This is a genomic window from Bacillus sp. FSL R7-0646 (assembly GCF_037969865.1).
Taxonomy (GTDB): Bacteria; Bacillota; Bacilli; order Bacillales; family Bacillaceae; genus Bacillus; species Bacillus licheniformis.
The window spans coordinates 370,148-389,896 of sequence record NZ_CP150217.1 but is presented as its reverse complement, the minus strand read 5'-3'; the positions used below and the strand labels follow the sequence as shown (position 1 = coordinate 389,896).

General features: G+C 49.5%; 7 protein-coding genes and 1 riboswitch. All 7 genes read right to left on the bottom strand.

The features are described 5' to 3' along the window. Positions 1-12: 12 nt before the first annotated feature. Positions 13-10,770, bottom strand: coding sequence for a lichenysin non-ribosomal peptide synthetase LicA (gene licA / locus MKY62_RS02020; protein ID WP_339613900.1), 10,758 nt, complete (start codon positions 10,768-10,770; stop codon positions 13-15). A 183-nt stretch (positions 10,771-10,953) separates the two neighbouring features. Then, positions 10,954-11,040, bottom strand: a riboswitch (cyclic di-GMP riboswitch). A 467-nt stretch (positions 11,041-11,507) separates the two neighbouring features. Then, positions 11,508-12,320 carry an ABC transporter permease gene (locus MKY62_RS02015; RefSeq protein WP_016886078.1) on the bottom strand — a complete coding sequence of 271 codons (813 nt, stop codon included), beginning with the start codon at positions 12,318-12,320 and terminating at the stop codon, positions 11,508-11,510. Then, entirely contained in the window at positions 12,313-13,179 is an 867-nt protein-coding gene (locus MKY62_RS02010; RefSeq protein ID WP_003178827.1) for an ABC transporter permease, read from the bottom strand. Before MKY62_RS02010 ends, MKY62_RS02015 begins: the two co-directional genes overlap by 8 nt. Continuing rightward, positions 13,166-14,284, bottom strand: a complete 1,119-nt coding sequence (locus MKY62_RS02005) for an ABC transporter ATP-binding protein (protein ID WP_003178825.1) — start codon at positions 14,282-14,284, stop codon at positions 13,166-13,168. The genes MKY62_RS02010 and MKY62_RS02005 overlap by 14 nt, the downstream gene beginning before the upstream one ends. Before the next feature lie 9 nt (positions 14,285-14,293). Then, positions 14,294-15,376: an ABC transporter substrate-binding protein gene (locus MKY62_RS02000; protein ID WP_003178823.1), complete on the bottom strand. Its 1,083-nt coding sequence runs from the start codon at positions 15,374-15,376 to the stop codon at positions 14,294-14,296. A gap of 2 nt (positions 15,377-15,378) precedes the next feature. After that, entirely contained in the window at positions 15,379-17,373 is a 1,995-nt protein-coding gene (locus MKY62_RS01995) for a hydantoinase B/oxoprolinase family protein (RefSeq protein ID WP_003178822.1), read from the bottom strand. Positions 17,374-17,375: 2 nt separating this feature from the next. Beyond that, positions 17,376-19,430 carry a hydantoinase/oxoprolinase family protein gene (locus tag MKY62_RS01990; RefSeq protein ID WP_003178820.1) on the bottom strand — a complete coding sequence of 685 codons (2,055 nt, stop codon included), beginning with the start codon at positions 19,428-19,430 and terminating at the stop codon, positions 17,376-17,378. Between the last annotated feature and the right edge of the window lie 319 nt (positions 19,431-19,749).

Genomic DNA, 19,749 nt, shown 5'->3' with positions numbered 1-19,749 from the left:
CTCGTTTTTTTGTTAGAAAATTTCCATCAGTTTATCTAATTCTTCAAGCGTTAGTTCGTCATCTCCAAGATCGCTCGGGGTGAGTTCGCCTCCATCCCGCTCTAAGCAATGATCGATCAATTGCAGCAAATAAGTTTTAAAGCTTTCCGCGACAGCGGCGACGGTGCTTTCTTTGTATTCGAGTGAATGATAGGCAATTGACATTGTCAAAATGCCGTTTTCGATATAGCCGACGATGTCTAGCGCATTCGGTTTTTCCGTTTCCGGGCTGAGCGGATCGCCGGACGGCAAAGCTGATCTCGTGAACAGACCCGAATCCGCCATCTCTGCAAACTGGCCCAAATAGTTAAAGCTGATATCATGCTTGATCGGCTGCGCCTTTTTGCCTTCTTCGGTCAAATAGCGATAAATGCCATAGCCGATTCCTTTATTCGGAATGTGGCGCAACTCTTCTTTGATCTGTTTGATTTGATAGCCGATATCTTCGGAATGGCGCAGTTGAATCAGCGCCGGGAACTGGCTTGTAAACCAGCCGACCGTCCGGGAAATATTCAAGCCTTCCATGATGTCCTCCCGGCCGTGTCCCTCCAAGCAGATGATAAAGTCTTCCTGCCCGGTCCACTCTTTCAGCGCCAAGCCCAACGCCGTAAGCAAAATGTCGTTCATTTCCGTGTTATATGCTTCATGAACTTTTGTCATCAACTGTTCTGTTTCTTCTTTCGAGAGAGAAAACTCAGCCGTTTTCGTATGGTGCATCCGTTTGTCCTCTGCTTCATCATCTTTAGGGAGCGATGCCGTCTCCGCCTTCTCGACTTCCTGCCAATAGCCGATTTCTTTCGCGAAAGCTTTTGACCTTGCGTATTCTTTCAGGCGAGCCGCATATTCAGCAAAAGAGTGCGTCTTTTCTTGAAGAATGATCGGCTCCCCTTTTTCAGCTTGGGCGTACCCGGCGGCGAAATCCTCAAGGAGGATTCTCCATGAAATTCCGTCCACAACGAGATGATGAATGACGATGAGAAGATGATCGCCTTGATCCGTCTCAAAGATCGCCGCTTTCAAAAGCGGGCCTTCGGTTAAATTGATACTGCTTTGAATCCGGTTTGATTCCTTTAACACGGCAGCTTCAAGTTCAGCACCCGATTCATTGAAGCGGATGACTTCAGGACGAACCGCTGTTTCTTCCAGCCCTCTGTTGTACTGAACAATCCCGTCTCCATTTCGCTGATAAACCATGCGAAGTGCATCATGGTGTTCGATCATCTTGGTTAAAGCCTTGCCTGCCGCTTCCGGGTCAAACCCTGAAGGGGCGTGAAGCATAACTGATTGGTTCCAATGATGCTCGTTCGTAAATTTGCGCTCAAAGAACCAGCGCTGGATCGGCGTCAGTGTGACTTCGCCTTCGACAGGGTTCTGATCGATCGGCTGATCGTCAGCCGCTTGAACATAAGCACTGAGCTCCCCGATCGTCGGGTGCTGAAACAAGTCCTTCATCTCCAGCTTCCAACCGTGCTGCTGAAGGCGGCTTGCCATTTGAATTCCTTTGATCGAGTCCCCGCCGAGCGCGAAGAAATTGTCCGTGACTCCGATTCGGTCTATGCCGAGAACATCCTGCCAAATGTCCGCCAACAGCTGTTCCGTTTCTGTGCGCGGCGCTTTGTATTCGGCTGTCTGCGCTTCGACGTCAGGCTGAGGCAGCGCCCTTCGGTCGACTTTTCCGTTCGCCGTAACCGGAAGCTCATCAAGCTGCACCCAATACGCCGGTACCATGTAGTCCGGAAGCGTCTGCCCCAGCTTACGGGCGAGGCTTTCTGTATCAAGCTGTTCGTCCGCAACGACATAGCCGCACAGCGCTTTGTTGCCGTAGGCGTCTTCGATGTCGGTGACGACTGCTTCCTGAACTTCAGAGAGCCGCGCGAGCTGGACTTCAATTTCAGAAAGCTCGATCCGGAAGCCGCGGATTTTCACCTGCTGGTCGATCCGGCCGATGTACTCAAGCCGCCCGTCTTCCAGCCATTTGACCGCATCCCCTGTCCGGTACATGCGCTCGCCCGGCACAAACGGGTCTTCCGTAAAACGCTTCGCCGTTTCCTCCGGCTTGTTCAGATAGCCGCGCGCAAGCCCGCGGCCGGCGATGCACAGCTCGCCAGCGACGCCGACAGGCTGAACTTCGTTGTTTTGTCCAAGCACATACGCCCGCGTATTGGCAATCGGCTTTCCGATCGAAAGCATGCCTTCATCAGGATCGATTGCTGTGCTCGTCGCAACGACTGTGTTTTCCGTCGGCCCATAGTTGTTGACGAGCGTGTAGTTCCGTTTTTCGATCCGCTTCAGCTTGTCTCCGCCAGTAAGCAGCACGCGCAGCGACTGGTTGTCGAGCTCCATGAACTGTTCGCACAGCTGTGTCGGCAGGAACGTGATCGTAATCCCGTTCTCTTCGAAATATTCATTCAAACGCGTAATGTCCATCCGGATCGCTTCATCGATGATATGAAGCTCCGCTCCGGCGATCCAGAACGGGAACATCTCCCAGACGGAAGCGTCAAAGCCGAAGCCGGCATATTTCGCGCTTTTGTCCTGTTCGGTGACCGTGAATGCATCGTTATGCCAATAGCACAAGTTCACGAGCGATTGATGTTCGACCATGACGCCTTTCGGCTGGCCTGTCGTGCCCGATGTGTAAATCAAGTATGCCAGGTTGTCAGACTGAGCCTCTGCGCTTGGATTGATGTCATCCTCGGGATAAAGCTCGCCGGCCAGAATGGAGGCTTCTCTATTCAAATCGATCACTTCTCCGGTAAATGCGTCCGGCATCGTTAATCCGCTTTGCGTCAGAAGCAGTTCTGCACCGCTGTCTTTCAGTACGTATCCGATCCGCTCGGCCGGATAGCCGGGGTCGATCGGTACATAGGCCGCTCCCGCTTTCAAAATCGCGAGCACGCCGGCCGCCATTTCCAGCGAAGGCTTCACCATGATCCCAACCCGCTGTTCAGGGCCGGCCCCTTTTTCGATCAGCAGCCGGGCCAGACGGTTGGCGCGCGCATTCAGCTCTTTGTACGTCCACTGCACGCCGTTGTACACCGCTGCCCCGCGGTCAGGCGTGCGGAGGACTTGCGCTTCGAACAGCTCATGGACTGTTTTGTTCTGCGGCACGTCGAGAACTGTTTCGTTCCATTCGTACAAGATCCGCCGTTTATCGGCTTCATCCAGAAGCGAAAGGTCTGAAAGGCTTGCATCCGGGTTTTCGGCAATCGCTTCGAGCAGGTTGACCCAGTACCCGCTCCAGCGTTTGATCGATTCGCGCTTAAAGAGAGCTGTATTGTATTCCATTTCAAAAACGAGAAGTCCGTCTTCTTCCGCCGCTGTCAACGTCAGATCAAATTTCGCAGTCTGATGGGCAAAATCATACGGTTTAAGTGTGACTCCTTCCATTGACAAGTCTTTCAAATCGGCATTTTGCATTGAAAAGACGGCATCAAATAACGGGTTTCGGCTCATGTCGCGCTGGATGTTCAGCTTCTCGATCAGTTCTTCAAACGGGTAATCTTGATGCTCAAATGCGCCGAGCGTCGTTTCTTTTACTTCCTCAAGGAATGCAGAAAACGGCTTGTCTCCTTCAGGACGCGTTCTTATCGCAAGCGTATTGACAAACATGCCGATGATACGGCTCAAATCTGCATGCGGCCGCCCGGCAGCCGGAGAGCCGAAAATGACCTCGCTCTGTCCGCTCAGTTTCGATAAAAACGTACTGTATGAGGCAGCGAGCACCATGTATAAAGTGCTTTCCGTTTCCTTGGCCAGTCTTCTGAGCTGCTGGACAAGCTCCGGTTTCAGAGAAAAGCTGATACGGCTTCCTTCAAACGTTTGAACAGAAGGACGCGGATAGTCTGTCGGGAGCGTCAAAACAGGCAGTTCGCCGTCAAGCTCCTTGAGCCAGTATTCCTCCTGCATTTTGTGCCGTTCAGTGAGCAAGTGCTGCTGCCATACAGCATAGTCTTTATACTGAATCCTCAGCGGTTCAAGCGCCTCTCCCGCATAAAGCCTTGTCATCTCATCGATCAGCACGCTGACGGAAGCGCCGTCTGAAATGATATGATGCATATCGACAAGCAAAAGATGTTTTTCTTCCGTGACACGTATGATGCTCATTCTAAATAACGGAGCCTTTGTTAAATCAAACGGCCTGATGAACTCTTTAATCAGCTTTTCCGCTTCTTGTTCATCTGCATCGATGACATCAATGGTCAATTCCGCAGCTTCCCAAATCCGCTGAACAGGTTCGCCGTTCCTGATTTCAAACGTCGTGCAGAACGCTTCATGGCGCTTGATCAGCATTTGCGCGGCAGACTCCAGGCGCTTCAGGTCAAGCTTTCCTTCAAGTTGGAGAACGGCCGGCATGTTATAGCTTTTCTCAGCGCCTTCAATCTGCTGAAGAACGTACAGCCGTTTTTGCGCCGACGAAACGGGGTACGTTTCCCGGTCCGGCGCCGCTTCAATATAAACGGCAGATTTTTTCTCAGATTTTGCCGCCGCCTGGGCCAGGCTTTCGATTGTCGGCGCCTGGAACAAGTCTTTCAGCTGCAGGTCAACATTCATCTCTTGCTGGATGCGGGCGATGAGCGTCATTCCGAGTAAAGAGTGTCCGCCGAGTTCAAAAAAATTGTCATGCACACCGATTTTCGGTACATTGAGCACCTCCTGCCAAAGATCGGCAAGCTGCGCTTCTGTGCCGCTCCTTGGCGCCGTATATTCCTTTTGCGCGGCCTGCGCGATATCCGGTTCAGGCAGCGCCCTTCTGTCGATCTTTCCATTGCCTGTGAGCGGAAGCTCATCAAGCTGCATAAACACAGACGGGATCATATAGCCTGGCAGACCTTCTGCCGCATGTCGGCGAAGCTCTTGGCTCGAAAGCTCCTGATCAGCCGTAAAGTATGCACAGATCATTTGATCTCCCGCCCCGGTGTCAACAGCAAGAACAGCGGCTTCCTGAACCATGTCATGCGTTAGGAGATGATGCTCGATTTCGCCCAGCTCGATTCTCTGTCCGCGAATTTTGACCTGATGATCAATCCGACCGATAAATTCGAGGCATCCGTCGGCAAGCCATCTCGCCATATCACCCGTCCGGTAAATCTTTTCGCCGGTTTTGAACGGATGCGCCGTAAACTTTTCAGCCGTCAGTTCAGGGCGGTTAAAATAGCCGCGGACAAGGCCGTCTCCGCCGACGCATAATTCTCCCGCAACCCCTGCCGGCTGTACATTGCTGAATGAATCAAGAATCAGAACCTCCGTATTGCTGACAGGCTTTCCGATCGGTATAGCCTGCGCATCGTCCGGCACTTCATTGACTGGATGGTAGGTTGTAAAGACCGTGCTCTCAGACGGACCGTACATATGAAGCAGCCGCCCTCTGCCAACTGTCTTCAGAGCTCTTCTGACATGATCGACAGATGCACGTTCGCCGCCGAACAGAACCCTGCGGAGTCCCTTCAAACTGTCCGGCCGCATGTCTGTCAGCAGATTGAATAATGCGGTCGTGATCATTAAAATCGTAATCTTTTCTTTTTCGAGTACATGTGCGAGCCGGCTCATATCAAGAATCGTGTCTTTTGGAGCTATCACCAGCTTGGCGCCGTTCAGCAATGAACCGAACACATCAAACATAAAGGCGTCGAACACATAATTTGAAATCGAAAGAACGATATCGGATTCCATCACTTCCAAGTAATTCGCGTTTTTTACAGTACGCAAAATATTCCGGTGAGAGACCATATTGCCCTTCGGCGTCCCTGTCGTTCCAGATGTGTACGTTAGATTTGCCATTGCTTCCGGAGAAATCGGAAGGCGCAAATCAGACGCATCTCCCATATAAAGGTTTTCATCCTCAACAAATAGGATGTCGCCGCCAAATTCCGCCGCCTCAGCGAGCGGCTTCATCGCCTTTTGCGTTAAAAGAACCGCCGCTCCGCTGTCCTTGAAGAAATGTTGCACACGCTTTTCCGGATGATCGGGATCGATCGGCACATAAGCCCCGCCGGCTTTCAGCACAGCGAGAATGCCGATGACCATTTCAGCCGACCTGGCCGTAAGAATGGCCGCCGTCGTGCCGGCTTGCACGCCACTTTCGCGGAGGCGCCTTGCCAATTGGTTCGCTTTCCGATTGAGCTCATCATATGACCATACTTTGTCTTCAAATTGCAGGGCGGGATAACCGCCTCTTTCTGCAGCCTGTTCCTCGAATAGCTGAACGATCGTTTTCTCCCGCGGATAATCGCTTGTCGCGGGGTTGAACGCGACGAGCTGGCGATTCGTTTCTTCTTCTGTCAAAAGGCTGTACTCGCCGATCCTGAGCATCGGATCAGCCGCCATGTCCTCCAGAAGGTTCAAGTATGCTTTCAGCATCCTTTCAGCCGTATCTTTTTTAAACAGCTTCGTGCTGTAATCCAAATCGAGTATCAATTCTCCCTGCTCTTCTTTTGCCTGCAGCGTCAAGTCGAATTTTGCAATATTGAAGTTCGTTTCATAAATCGAGAGGTGCAAATCGCCGAGCAGCGGAATGTCTTCCCATGCATTCTGCAAAATAAACATCGTGTCAAAGATGGGATGACGGCTTAAATCGCGCGATGCGCCAAACTTCTCCGCAAGCCGCTCAAACGGATAATCCTGATGCTCAAAAGCATCGATTACCGTTTTCTTTACATCATTCAGGAAGTCTGCGAACGTTCTGCCCGGGTCCACTTTTGAACGGATCGCCAGCGTATTGACAAACATGCCGATGATTCCTTCCAGATCGGAATGTCTGCGGCCGGCCGCCGGCGTCCCGACGATCACATCTTCCTGCCCGGAGTACTTTGCAAGAAGCATGTTGTACGCAGACAGCATGACCATGTACAATGTCGCGCCGTTTTGCTCTGCCAGCACGGCTAATTTTTCTTTCAGGTCTTTTGGCAGGACTGCGGATACCCTGTCTCCTTCAAAGCTTTGAACAGGCGGCCTCGGCTCGTCCGTCATCAGCTGCAGTACGGGAAGCTCGCCGGCAAACATGCTTTCCCAATAGGCCTCTTCTTTTTGAAAGCCTTCTTGTGCTTGCGCCCTTTGCCAGAAGGCATAATCTTTGTAATGCAAACGCAGCTCCGGCAATTCCTCCCCGTTATACAGCGCGGCCAGTTCATTCAATATGATCGAAATCGACACGCCGTCAGATACGAGATGATGCATATCGAACAACAGCAGATGTCTGCCGTCTGCAAGGCTGACGAGACCCGCTCTCATCAGCGGAGCTTTGGCGAGATCAAAGCGGCGGACAAATGATTTCGCGATTTGTTCGATCGGCTTGCCTTCCGCCTTAACCTTCTCAATCTTGAACTGAACCCTTTGATGAACGGTCTGCCTCGGCTCGCCATCCACAACTGTAAACGAAGTACGCAGCGCCTCATGCCTATCAATCAGTTTTTGAAAAGCAGCTTCAAGGCGCCCAGAGTCAAGAGTGCCTTCAAGCATCGCCGCGGCCGGCATATTGTAGCCGACTCCGGCACCCTCCAGCTGGCTGACGATATAGATTCGCTGCTGCGCCAATGAAAGAGGATAATCGTCACTTTCCGGCGCCGGTTCAATTACCGCGAATCCGTCTTTCTCGGCTTCAGAAACAAAGCCGCTCAGCGCCGCTACTGTCGGCTTTTCAAATAGGACTTGCAACGGAACTTCGACTCCGAAAGCTTTATGAATTTTTGCCAGCATGGTCATCGCTTTGAGAGAGTGGCCGCCCAGATCAAAAAACTGGTCGTGGATTCCGACTTGTTCAGCTCCGAGCACTTCCTGCCATATACCCACCATTTTTTCTTCACATTCATTTCTCGGCGCCGCATATTCTGCAGTCCCGCTGACAGACACCTCATGGCGAAGCAGCGCTTTCCGGTCGACTTTTCCGCTTGCCGTCAGCGGTATTTCATTAAGCTCGACAAAGCAGGAAGGGATCATATAATCAGGCAGGTGTTTGGATAAGTGCTCCCTCAGTCCCTGAATGTGAATCTTTCCGCCTTGTTTCGGAACGACATAAGCGCAAACCTCAAGGCTGCCGCCGGTTTCATGCCGCGCGAGGACAACTGCTTTTTCGACAGCAGGGGCTCCTTGCAGCACCGACTCTATCTCGCCAAGCTCGATCCGGAAGCCGCGGATTTTCACTTGATCGTCTCTTCGGCCGATAAAATCAACTGTACCGTCAGGAAGCCAACGTGCAGTATCCCCTGTTCGATACATGAGACCTCCGGATACAAACGGGTCTTTCAAGAACCTGTCTCTGGTCATGTCAGGCAAGTTCAAATAGCCTCGCCCGACTCCGTCTCCTGCAATATACAATTCCCCTTCGACGCCATCAGGAAGGAGTGCGCCGTTTTCATCCAAAATATAAAAACGGTTATTTCCTATCGGCCGGCCAATCGGTACATAGGCCGTATCGTATTGAAGATCTGTGCGGTTTGTAATCGTAAAAGAAGAGGCATCCACACAAGTTTCCGTCGGTCCGTAAACATTCGTAACAGCAGGCACGGATTCAGCTGTTTCTGCAAATAACTGAAGCAGCCTTTCCGTCGCAACCCTTGATAAAGCCTCTCCTCCAACAAGCATATGCCTCAATTTGACGCCTGAAAGATCATCAGCCGCAGCCAAAAGCTGCAAATGTGCCGGTGTACCGTCTGTCACATCGATTTGATGCCGGCGGTAATAATCCGATAAAGCGCGTCCGTCGGAAACCGTCTTTTTCGGTACGATGTACAACGTTTGCCCGAGCAATAGAGACGTAAAAATCTGCTGAACGGAAGCATCAAAATGAAATGGAGCCAGAAGCGCCAGTTTCAAATCATCCTGATCGTATGTACCAACGGCCTGTTGAAGTCCTCTGACAAGGTGGTGGACCTGCCTGTGTTCAATCATGACGCCTTTTGGACGGCCCGTTGTACCGGAAGTATAAATGATGTATGCAAGGTGCCCGGCGCCTGCCGCTGAAGACGGATAGCCGTTTTCCCGCGATTCAGAAAGCGCTTCGCTGAACTGCACCGTTTCAGCCGTTTCAAAAGTCAGCCCGCTGTCTGTGATAACCGCTTTCGCCTTTGAATCCTCCAGCATAAAACGGATTCTTTCTTCCGGAAATCCAGGATCGATCGGTACATAAGCTCCGCCGGCTTTCAAAACGCCCATCATCGCCGTGATGACCCGCTCTGACCGCTCCATCACTATCGCAGCCGGAGCATCAGGCCCGATGCCTCTTCTCCGAAGCGCCATTGCCAAGCGGCTCGATTGTTCATTCAACTCCCGGTACGAAAGTTTTTGTCCTTCATATACAACCGCTGTTTTTTCGGGATGATCGGCTGCTTTTTGTTCAAATAAACCGTGCAGGGTCATGTTCTTGTCATATGCAATGGTTTGGCTTGATGCACGCTTTAACAGCCGCTCTTTTTCAAAAGCGGGAACAATCTCCAGTTCAGCGATTGTTTTTTGCGGAGACAGCAGGGCATCTTCAAGCAGCGTCATCAGCCGTTCATATAACACGGCCATTTCTTCCGAAGTAAAAAGCTCCTCCCTGTAATCAAAATCAATCGCAAGCGTCCCGGTATCCCATCTCTCTTTCACATGAATGGAAATATCGTTTACTTCACTGCCGCTGAAAATCGGCTCGGTAAGAAACGACACCGTTTCTTTTTGCTGCCATTGCATAACCTGATATTCCAGTGAGACGGCGAACAATTTGCTGACATGCGGCTGTCTTTCCCGCAAATCATTAATCAGCAGATTGTACGGATACTTTTGATGCCGAATGATTTTCAGCTGGTCCTTCATTCTTTCCTGCACAAATGCACTAAAGTCTTGGTGTACTTCAATGGAGGCTTTCATCGGAATCGTCGACACAAACATCCCGAGCATCTGTTTTTCTTTTGCATTTGTCCGGTTACCCATAAATGTTCCGAGAACGACGTCTTTTTGTCCGGTTACCCGGTGCATATAGATGTGCAGAATGGATAGGAACAGGGAGAGTACACTGATGTTGTGTTCATTACAATACGTTTGAATTTTTTTATACAGGTCAGGGGAAATCTCTTTTGAAAAGCGGGCTGCATCCAATTGGATCTGATACGTATCGCTCGCTTTTAACGATACGGGCTCCGGAATCGCTTCATATTGTGCGTTCCAATATGCTTTATCCTTCTGGAAACGCTTCGAATTTTCATACTCCAATTCGCTCTGGATATGTTCCGTAAATGATGACTGTACAGGTTCAAGGTCGGTTTCCCCTTTGGCAAGCTTCAAATAAATATCTGTAATCCGGTTGCCTAGGATCGTCATAGAAATGCCGTCGGAAATGATATGATGAACTTTTGCAAAAAACCAGCTTTCTTCTTCACTAATGCGAACAACGGCAAATTTAAACAGCGGACTGTCATACAAAGGCAGGGGCCGGCGCGCCTCAGCTTGTCCCCATTTAAGAACGCCGTCTGCTCCTCCGCTTTCTGAAGCATCAAAATATTCAATTTGGAAAGGTTCGTCTTCCGCTATATACTGCTTCGGCTCATCCTCTCCTTCAAACATCAGCCTGAATCGCATCGTGTCATTCGTACGAACAAACTTGCGAATCGCTTCAGTCAATAACCCGGAATCGATTCCGGATGCAGATTTTAATTTTCCAAAGCCGCTCAAATTTGAAACACTTGTACCGGGATAGAACTTTTCCGTGTACCAAATTCGCCTTTGAGCATGTGTCAGCGGGTAAAATGTGTTTCCCATTCTTTATTCCTCCTTTATCTCTTGTTATGTATGACGATGCGAACAGCCAAGCCGCAATGCAATGTTGCGGTTTTGCGATGAGCGAAAAACGCTGTCACAGATTTGTCGTTTCCAATAAAACATTATATTGGAAATAAAAAGAAAAGAGCCCGCCCGAATAAAAACGGGCGAACTCCCTGTTTATTCGGCAACCTGTCAACCGTAGCACCGTCAGCACCTTAGGCCATGGCTTTGCGTCCCTGCGTTTCCGCAGGTTTGCCTTTATCTGCTTTTCTTGATATAAATTCATTTTCTGCTCACAGTTAACTTTAAATGAAAATTTTGTTTTTTTCACCGAAAAATAGGTGAAAAGTTTCATGCGGGATACCGAATGTTGTACATGAATGTTAATGCGCGATCCCGAAATCGACAAAAAAATATGCGGGAAAACGAAAAAAATCGTTTAAATCCGCAAAAAATTCCAAATCTTAGATAAAGAGTATATTAAAATATTAAAAAAACAGCATGGACTTCATAAATAAATCATGAAGGTCTGTTAAAGCTTCGGCGCTTCCTTTTACAATGTTCATTCAATTAAAACGTTTCTTTTACCAGGCCGTTTAAACTGACGAGAAAAGACAAACCGGCTTGCGAAAACATTGAAGCAGAATGTTAAATTTGCTGAACTGTCTCATTCTGAACGGTATCTTGAAATACTTCCGATGCTCCATACAAAAAAGCAGGCTGAGTTTCGCCTGCTACATGGTTTTTGAGAGCCCGATCGTCCGTTCGATGATGATCAGCGCAATCACTGAAACCGTGATAAAAATAACCGAAATCGCATGAACGCTCGGATCAAATGTCTGGTCAATATAGCTGAATGTACGAACCGGTACAGGCGTGACAGCCGGTGAAGAAACAAACAGACTGATTGATATTTCTCCGAATGACGTTACAGAGGCAAAAACGGCTCCCGCAATGATTCCCGGTTTAATAAGCGGCAAGATGACATGAAAAAAGGTATGCCAGGGACCTGCGCCGAGATTCATGGATGCCAGTTCAAGCTTCTGATCCACGTTTGCCATGCTGACTCCGACCGTCCGAACGACATACGGAAGGCTGATCAGCATATGCCCGGCGGCCAGCCCGGCAAACGTGCCGTTTACCCCAATCATTGTCAATAAATAGAGAAATGATACGCCTAATGCGATTTGGGGAATCATCAACGGCGATAAAACAAAAGCCTGAATCGCCTGTTTTCCCGGAAAGTTCAGCCGCGCCAATGCATAGGCTGCAACTGTTCCAAGGATCACCGCAAGAGGCGTTACAACGAGAAGCAGCATAAAGCTGACCCAAATCGATTCCATCCAGCCGCTGCTGCTGAAAACTCCGGCAAACCAGCGCAGCGAGATGCCTGATGGCGGGAACTTCGGATATTCGTCCGGGCTGAATGCCGACAGTATGATCACGAAGACGGGCAGCGCCAAAAAGAAGTATACCAATAAACCCGCTGTCCAAACACACGCATCAATCCATTTTCCCCTGCGCATACGTCGCAATCGCCTACCCATTTATTCTCGCCTCCCAACGCTTTTGGAAAATGCCAAGGATTCCAATAACCACGCTGACAACGGCTAATAAAGTAATCGACATTGCGGCTGCAAGAGGAAGATGAAAGACTTGCATGACCTGCTGATAGATGGACAACGGCAGGAGCGGCTGCATCCTTCCCCCGACGAGAAGAGGCGTAATATAGCTTCCGGCAGAAAGCGAAAACACGATCATTGCTCCTGTCAGCAATCCCGGAACCGTCATCGGCAAGGTAACGAAAAAAAATGTCCGCAGCCTGCCCGCTCCAAGGCTCATCGAAGCAAATTTAAGATCAGGTTTCACTTCGCTTAAAGAACTGGCAAGCGGCAGTACTGCAAACGGCAGCATAACCTGGACATATGCAATGATGACTGCGTTCATATTCCATAAAAGCGGCAGGGGCTTTTCAATCATCTTCATACTGATAAGCGCCTCGTTGACGATCCCGTTTTGCGAAAGCAGCACAATCCAGGAAAACGTCCGAATGACAACACTGGTCAATAAAGGGGAAACAAGCAAAATGTAAAACAAAGCCCGCAGCCTGCCGGTTGGCGCCTTAACGAGTAAATATGCCGCCGGATACGCCATCACAAGGCATAAAACAGTGGTCTTCAACGCCGTCCAAATCGTTATACCGATTGTTTTCAAATAAACGTCTGAAGAGAACACCTCGACATATTGAGAAAAACTATACGTATCGAGCGTATTCATCATAGCGTCCACGTCTCTGAAACTTAATAACAGCAGCAGAACAAGCGGCAAAACAAGAAAAACGCCGAGAAATAAAAGGACAGGAACTAGCAAAAACCAATAAAACCGTTTTTGTTCAACAGCCCTCATCTGCATCCTCCTTAACATCCAGCGGAACAAAATCGCCCGGCTCCAAAGAAAGATACACTTGATCTCCCGCCTTCGGCAATCTAGGGAATTGAGGATCGGGCGCCTGAATGATCCATTCTCCTTTGAAAACAGCGGCTTTCAGCCTGAGAGCATGCCCGGCGTAACTGACTTCGGTTATTGTTGCAGGCATTTCAATCAGCCTGTTCTTTTGCTTCTCGAAGGAGACTGAGATCCTCTCAGGCCGCACCATGAACAATACAGAAGTTTTTTTTGAGAGTTCCTGGTTGATTTCAAATGTCAGCGGAACGCCTTCATACACTTCGAAATCGACCGTTTCGTATCCATAGCCGCCCGATGAAGGCTGTATCTTCGACGCACGCGCTTTCAGTAAATTGACCTGTCCGATAAATTCGGCCACAAATTGATTGGCAGGCGTGCGGTACACGTCCAACGGAGTGCCGAGCTGCTGAAGCCTCCCGCATCCGAGAATTCCAATCCTGTCCGATAAGCTTAAAGCCTCCTCCTGGTCGTGCGTCACTAAAATCGTTGTAATGCCGACGCGCTTTTGGATGCTGCGCAGCTCCGTCTGCATTTCTTTTCGAAGTTTCGCATCCAGGTTGCTCAGCGGCTCGTCTAGCAAAAGCACAGACGGCTGAACGGCCAATGCCCGGGCAATCGCCACCCGCTGCTGCTGACCCCCGCTCAGCTGATGGGGCATGCGATTAGCAAACGCTTCAAGCCTGACAAGAGCGAGGCATTCCATCACCCGTTCTTCAATCTTGCGGCGGGGCCATTTTCGGACTTTCAAGCCGTATGCAACATTGTCAAAAACGCTGAGATGCGGGAATAAAGCATAATCCTGAAAAACCATTCCGATATGTCGGTCGTATGGCGGCAAATCAGTTACATCTCGTCCTCCTATATATACAAAACCTGACGTCGGTTCAAGGAACCCGGCAATAATATTCAGGAGCGTTGACTTTCCGCAGCCGCTCGGACCAAGGAGGGAGAAAAACTCCCCTTCTTTGACTTCAAGCTGTACGTCTTCCAATGCGATGGTGTTTCCGAAATGCCGGCTGACATGCCTAATCTGAATTGCGCTCATGTTTGTCACCTATTTTCCGCCAAGTACTTGATTCCAGCGATTTGTCCAATCGCCTAGATCTTTTGCCGCGACTTCATAGTCAACCCATTTTAAATTCCTGTAATAATCCTCCCCTACTTTGATCTTCCCTTTTAATTTATCGCTGTATTTCACTTTTTTATTGGCCATGCCGTAAAACGTTCTATCGGCAAAATCTCCTTGCACTTCTGGACTGAGCAGATGATTTAACAGCTTGTACGCATTATCCTGATTAGGACTTCCTTTCATTAAAGCCCAGCTTGCAACTGCTGCGACTGCACCTTCCTCGGGATATGCAAATCCCAGGTCAAGACCTGCATCCTGCAAAGAAAAAGCGCGGCCGTCCCAAAACGGAACAACCCATGCATCCCCACGTTCCAGAAGCGTTTGTATCGAGCCTGGATTATCGGGATAGGCCGTTATGTTGTTCTTTAAATCAGCCAAGCTGTTGAACGCTTTATCCACGTCTTTCCCGTTTGACTCCAGGCCGCCCTGGGCATTGATTAATCCTACAAAAAACTGAAGCCCCGCCGAATAAGCCGGCGATGATATGGCGACATGACCTTTATAGCTGCTGTTCCAAAGATCCGTCCAGCGCTTAGGCTCCTGTGGTACAAGATCCTTTCGGTAGACAATTCCGAGCTGTCCCATACTGAAACCGGCCGCATACTGCTTTCCATCATCGGTGAAGCGTTTCTGAACAGAGTGGTACAGATCGCGGACATTCGGAACCTTTTCCTGATCGATCGGTGCCAGCAATCCCGCCGACTGCGCTCTGTGAATCGTGTCCGGCTGCAGAATTAAGAGATCATAGGGAGCATTTCTGCCATTCGATGCCTTGAGTTTTGTGAACCACTCAGAGTCTGTCCCTGCGACAACTTTGACCTTCAGCCCTGTTTCTTTTTCAAAAGATTCGAGGCTCGGCTTGATATGTTTTTCCCAATCGCCCCCATAGACGCCGATAACGACTGTATCTGATTGTTTGCTTTCCTGACTTCCGTTTCCGCCGCATCCCGAAAGGAGGAGCACCGCTGCAAGAGACAGAATAAATAAAGCAGAAATTTTACTTTTCATTGTCATCTCACCATTCCCGTGTTATTTTTTCCAGCCAGTTTTTCCACAGCGGCCGCAACTTCGCTTTTACTGATCGGACCGTTATGTTCTTTTGAGAAATAACGATGGACTAAATGTTTAACATGTGACCTTTGATGAGCCGGAAGCTGTCGCAGAAGCCGGGCCAATGTGCTGCTGGCTTCTTCTGTCCAGCACCGTTCGTATTCTTCTCTGGCGATACCGAAATCCCATTGTTTCCGATGTTCGCCTGCTTTCTTTTTTCTGATTTCAGCTGTTTCTTCCAGATCAATAATGAAGGAGCCAGCGCCGTTTTCTTTTACAGCAACGCCGTATTGATGATATGCCGCTTCCGGGCTCAGCAAGCCCGCTTCAACTTCTCCTAAAATCGATTCAGCTTCCCGGCGGAAGGGATTTCCCCAGCCTCCGCCGCCTGGTGAATGAATGCTGATAACATCCCCTTTATTGAGCTTTAGAACATCGATCTTCGACATCGTTTTCTCCTGAGGCTGATCAGGATAAAGGCGCACCCGCCCGAGCGCTCCTGCCGTTCCCCCGGCGAGCCCCCACGGATGAAAACGCATCCTCTCCATCCCTCTTGCGGTCACAATTGATTCTGGTGCCGCCGCTTCAAACTCCAGCCCGATTGCATGGCCTCCCCTGTGAAAACCGGCTCCGGCTGTATTTTTGATCAATTCATAGCGGCGAACATGGATGTCGATGTGCTGTTCAAGGCTTTCAATCGGCGTATTTTTCAAAAATCCGGAGGCATGGTCAATTCCATCTGCTCCGTCCATGTCATGCTGGCCGCCTCCTCCGCCTCCCATCGGTTCGACCACCGACATCTTCCTGCTGCCAGTTGATTCATCGGGAACCGACAGTACGACAATCGCTGACTGACCGGCGCCTGCTGCAGGCACGGCTTTCGGAAGCGCCTTTGCCAATGCGCCCAGTACAGCATTATAAAGTCTCATCGTGATCGAATGACGAATGCCGACCGCCGCAGGATATTCCGGATGAACCAGCGTACCCTTTGGAGCGATAACTTGGATCGGCCGTGTCAGCCCCCCGTTAATCGGAATATACGGGTCTTCACTTATGATATAGTTGATCAGGCCCTGATATAGAAATGAATGTTTGCTTCCATTGGTGACAAGGTTAAATGCGGTCTTCACCTGAGGATCACAGTCTGAAAAGTCCAATGTGATCTCCCCTCCCGAGACGTTTGCCGTAACAGCCAAGCGGATCGGAACGTCAGAAACCATATCGTCATCAAGATAATCTGAAAAACTGTATGAACCTTCCGGAATCCTGCTGATTACCCGTCCGGCTCTCATCGCGGCTTGTTCGAGCAAATCATCCATTCCTTGTTGGACCGCTTCTTTTCCAAACTTTCCGACCATTTCTGTCAATCGATTCTCCGCCGTATTGACCGCGGCCACCATCGCATGAATATCCCCTTCATTTAAGTCGGGAACCCTGCTGTTTGCCCGCAAAACCTTCAATATATCGCGATTTTCTCTCCCCTTTTTGTAAATCCTTGCCGGCGGTATTCTCAGGCCTTCCTGATGGATGTCTGTCGCGGTCGGCGAAATGCTTGCCGGGACAAGGCCGCCGACATCGCTGCAATGGACAAAGCACCACGCGTAACTGATTATCTCGCCCTCCAAGAAAATCGGCTTCACCACATGAATATCAGGCAAGTGGGTCGCCAATCCGTCCGTTGTATAAGGATCGTTTGTGAGGATAATATCTCCCGGTTCAAATGGGCCGCTTTCTTCGATGACCCGTTTTAATGAAAGCCCTAAAAAAATCGTGACGCCGACCGTTTTCGGATAAACGAAAAACTCCCCTTCCGGCGTCGCAAGCGCAGTAGCGAAATCAGCCGATTCTTTTACAAATGTGGTAAAGGACGTCCGTTCAATAACGTGCCCCATTCCCGCGGCTATCGCGTTAAAGTAGCTTCTCATCATTTCCAGCCGGGCAGGATCTGTGCGCATGGTCAGCTCTCCTTCCGTTCAATGATCAAATTTCCGGCATGATCGGTTTTCCCGCTCCAATTTGGCAAAATCAGCGTCGTTGTATCGTCCTGCTCAACAATGGCCGGCCCATCTATTCTCTGCCCGCTCCTTAAATCTGGACGGCGGTATACGGAGGCTTGATATGTACCGCCTTTCATGATGATCTTTCTTTGGCTGACAGGTTCAGCTTCGGGCAGATTACTTTGACATCCTTTTCCGCCTGGCGGTTTCGGCGTCTTGCCTATAATGCGGACGCGCATATTCATCAATTCAATGCTTGCTTTCCCATCGCTGTGTCCATATTGCTTCCCATGTAAGAGATGAAAGGAGTCTGCGATTTCACTCGTACTTTCGCCTTCCAGCCATTCCGGTGAAACAGGGAGCTCAATTTCATACGCCTGACCTTTATAACGGGCATCAAGCAAGTAAAGAAGAGAGGCTTCAGTCACCATGTCCGCCCGTTGTTTCCGCAGCCATGTTTCCGCCTGTTCTTGCAGCCTCATAAACTCCACTTTTAACTCAGCCGTTTTTATTTGCTCAAGCAGCACCTGTCTTGAACATACAGCATCGTAGATAAAATCAGCCGTCAGTGCGCCCAAAGCCGATAGAGTTCCCGGATGCGGCGGGATCAGCACATTTTTGGCCTGAATTTCCTCAGCCAAAAAATTAGCAGTAACCGGGCCTGCGCCTCCAAAAGCCATAAGGCTGAATTCACGCGGGTCAAACCCGTGTTGCTCCATGACATTGCTTAGTTCCGTGTACATATTGGCAAGCGCAACTTGAATCATCTTATCCGCGGCTTGCTCCACATCTGTGCCTAAATACTCGGCAACCGGGAGGAGCGCTTTTTCGGCTCTTTCCCGGTACAGTTTCATATTTCCTGCTGCAAACCTGTTTGGGTTTAAATAATGACATATAAGAAACGCATCTGTAAGTGCGGCCTTTGTTCCTTTTCCGTAACAGGCCGGCCCCGGATCAGAGCCAACTGACTCCGGCCCTACTTTCAAGAGACCGCCGCTGTCAATCCATGCCACCGATCCTCCGCCGGCACCGATCGAATACATTGCTACAGATGGAATCGCAATCGGAAATCCCGAGATTTGATTTGACTGGGTAAAGGTCGGCTCTCCTTTTTCAACAATCGAAATATCTGCGCTGGTTCCTCCGACATCAAAGGTGATGATATTGGCCTCGCCGGCGGCTTCCGCCGTTCTGATGGATCCTATGACCCCCGCTGCCGGTCCGGAAAAAAGCGTTTTGACAGGTGCCTCGGCAGCCGATTCAATGTCCATCAGTCCTCCGTTGGACTGGGTGATAAACGGCTGCGCCGATATTCCTTCCTGGACAAGCCTCTCTTTCAGCGATCCAAAGTAGTGATGGATATTCGGTTTGATGTATAGATTCGCGACGGACATAACCGTTCGTTCGTATTCTCTCATTTGCGGCCAAAGCTCCGCAGACGTTGCCACCTCAAGCTCGGGCGCTATTTGCCTGATCCGTTCGGCAGCCTGGCGTTCATGGAGCGGATTCCGATAGCTGTGCAAAAAAGAAACAACGATTCCTTTTAAGCCTTTTCTTAAAGCTTGTCCAACCGCCTCATCGATATCTTCCATATGAAGCGGCAGCTTTTCAGAGCCGTCATAAAGCATTCTTTCTTGAATGGGAAACACGTTTTTCCGAGGAATGAGGGGCTCCGGCATTCTCGATCTAAAATCGTAGGGTACCGGAAGCCGGAGACGCTGAAGCGAAAGAATATCACGGAAACCTTCGGTTACGAATAAAGCAATATCAGCCCCTTTGCGTTGTAATAATGTGTTCAAACCGATTGTCATGCCGTGTACAAAGTGATGAATTTCTGAAGGCTGGACACCCCGAGTTTTCAAGAGAGCCAAGCCGTTGATGATTCCTCGGGCCGGATCTTCGGGAACGGTCGGCGTTTTAACTGCGGTCATGCTTCCGTCCGCCGGATTTAACAATGTAAGATCGGTAAAAGTTCCTCCAATATCAATTCCAAGCCGGTAACCTTCTTCATTCAATCCCGATCTCCCCTTTTAAAAATATCCTTTTTTTAAAATATTTTACTATCATACTAATCAAGCATGAGAAAGTAGTCAATTATGTTTAATTACAATATTCCAAGTCTTTTTTGTTTAATATTTTATTTTAAGATACCATAAAATCACATTTTCAATTGTGTTGTTCACAGTATTTCACATTTTTGGTGTTCAGCTTTTCTTCGGTCCATCGACACATTCCTGTCATAAAGAGGACTAATTAACTACTAAAGCAAAGATCATCTGTTGCGACAAAAAACCTAAACGTCTCGCAGATTTGATCATAAAGATTCATTTTCAT

Coding starts and splice junctions, on each gene's coding strand:
- licA (WP_339613900.1), bottom strand. CDS start 10,770: ATGGGAAACACATTTTACCCGCTGACACATGCTCAAAGGCGAATTTGG.
- MKY62_RS02015 (WP_016886078.1), bottom strand. CDS start 12,320: ATGGGTAGGCGATTGCGACGTATGCGCAGGGGAAAATGGATTGATGCG.
- MKY62_RS02010 (WP_003178827.1), bottom strand. CDS start 13,179: ATGAGGGCTGTTGAACAAAAACGGTTTTATTGGTTTTTGCTAGTTCCT.
- MKY62_RS02005 (WP_003178825.1), bottom strand. CDS start 14,284: ATGAGCGCAATTCAGATTAGGCATGTCAGCCGGCATTTCGGAAACACC.
- MKY62_RS02000 (WP_003178823.1), bottom strand. CDS start 15,376: ATGAAAAGTAAAATTTCTGCTTTATTTATTCTGTCTCTTGCAGCGGTG.
- MKY62_RS01995 (WP_003178822.1), bottom strand. CDS start 17,373: ATGCGCACAGATCCTGCCCGGCTGGAAATGATGAGAAGCTACTTTAAC.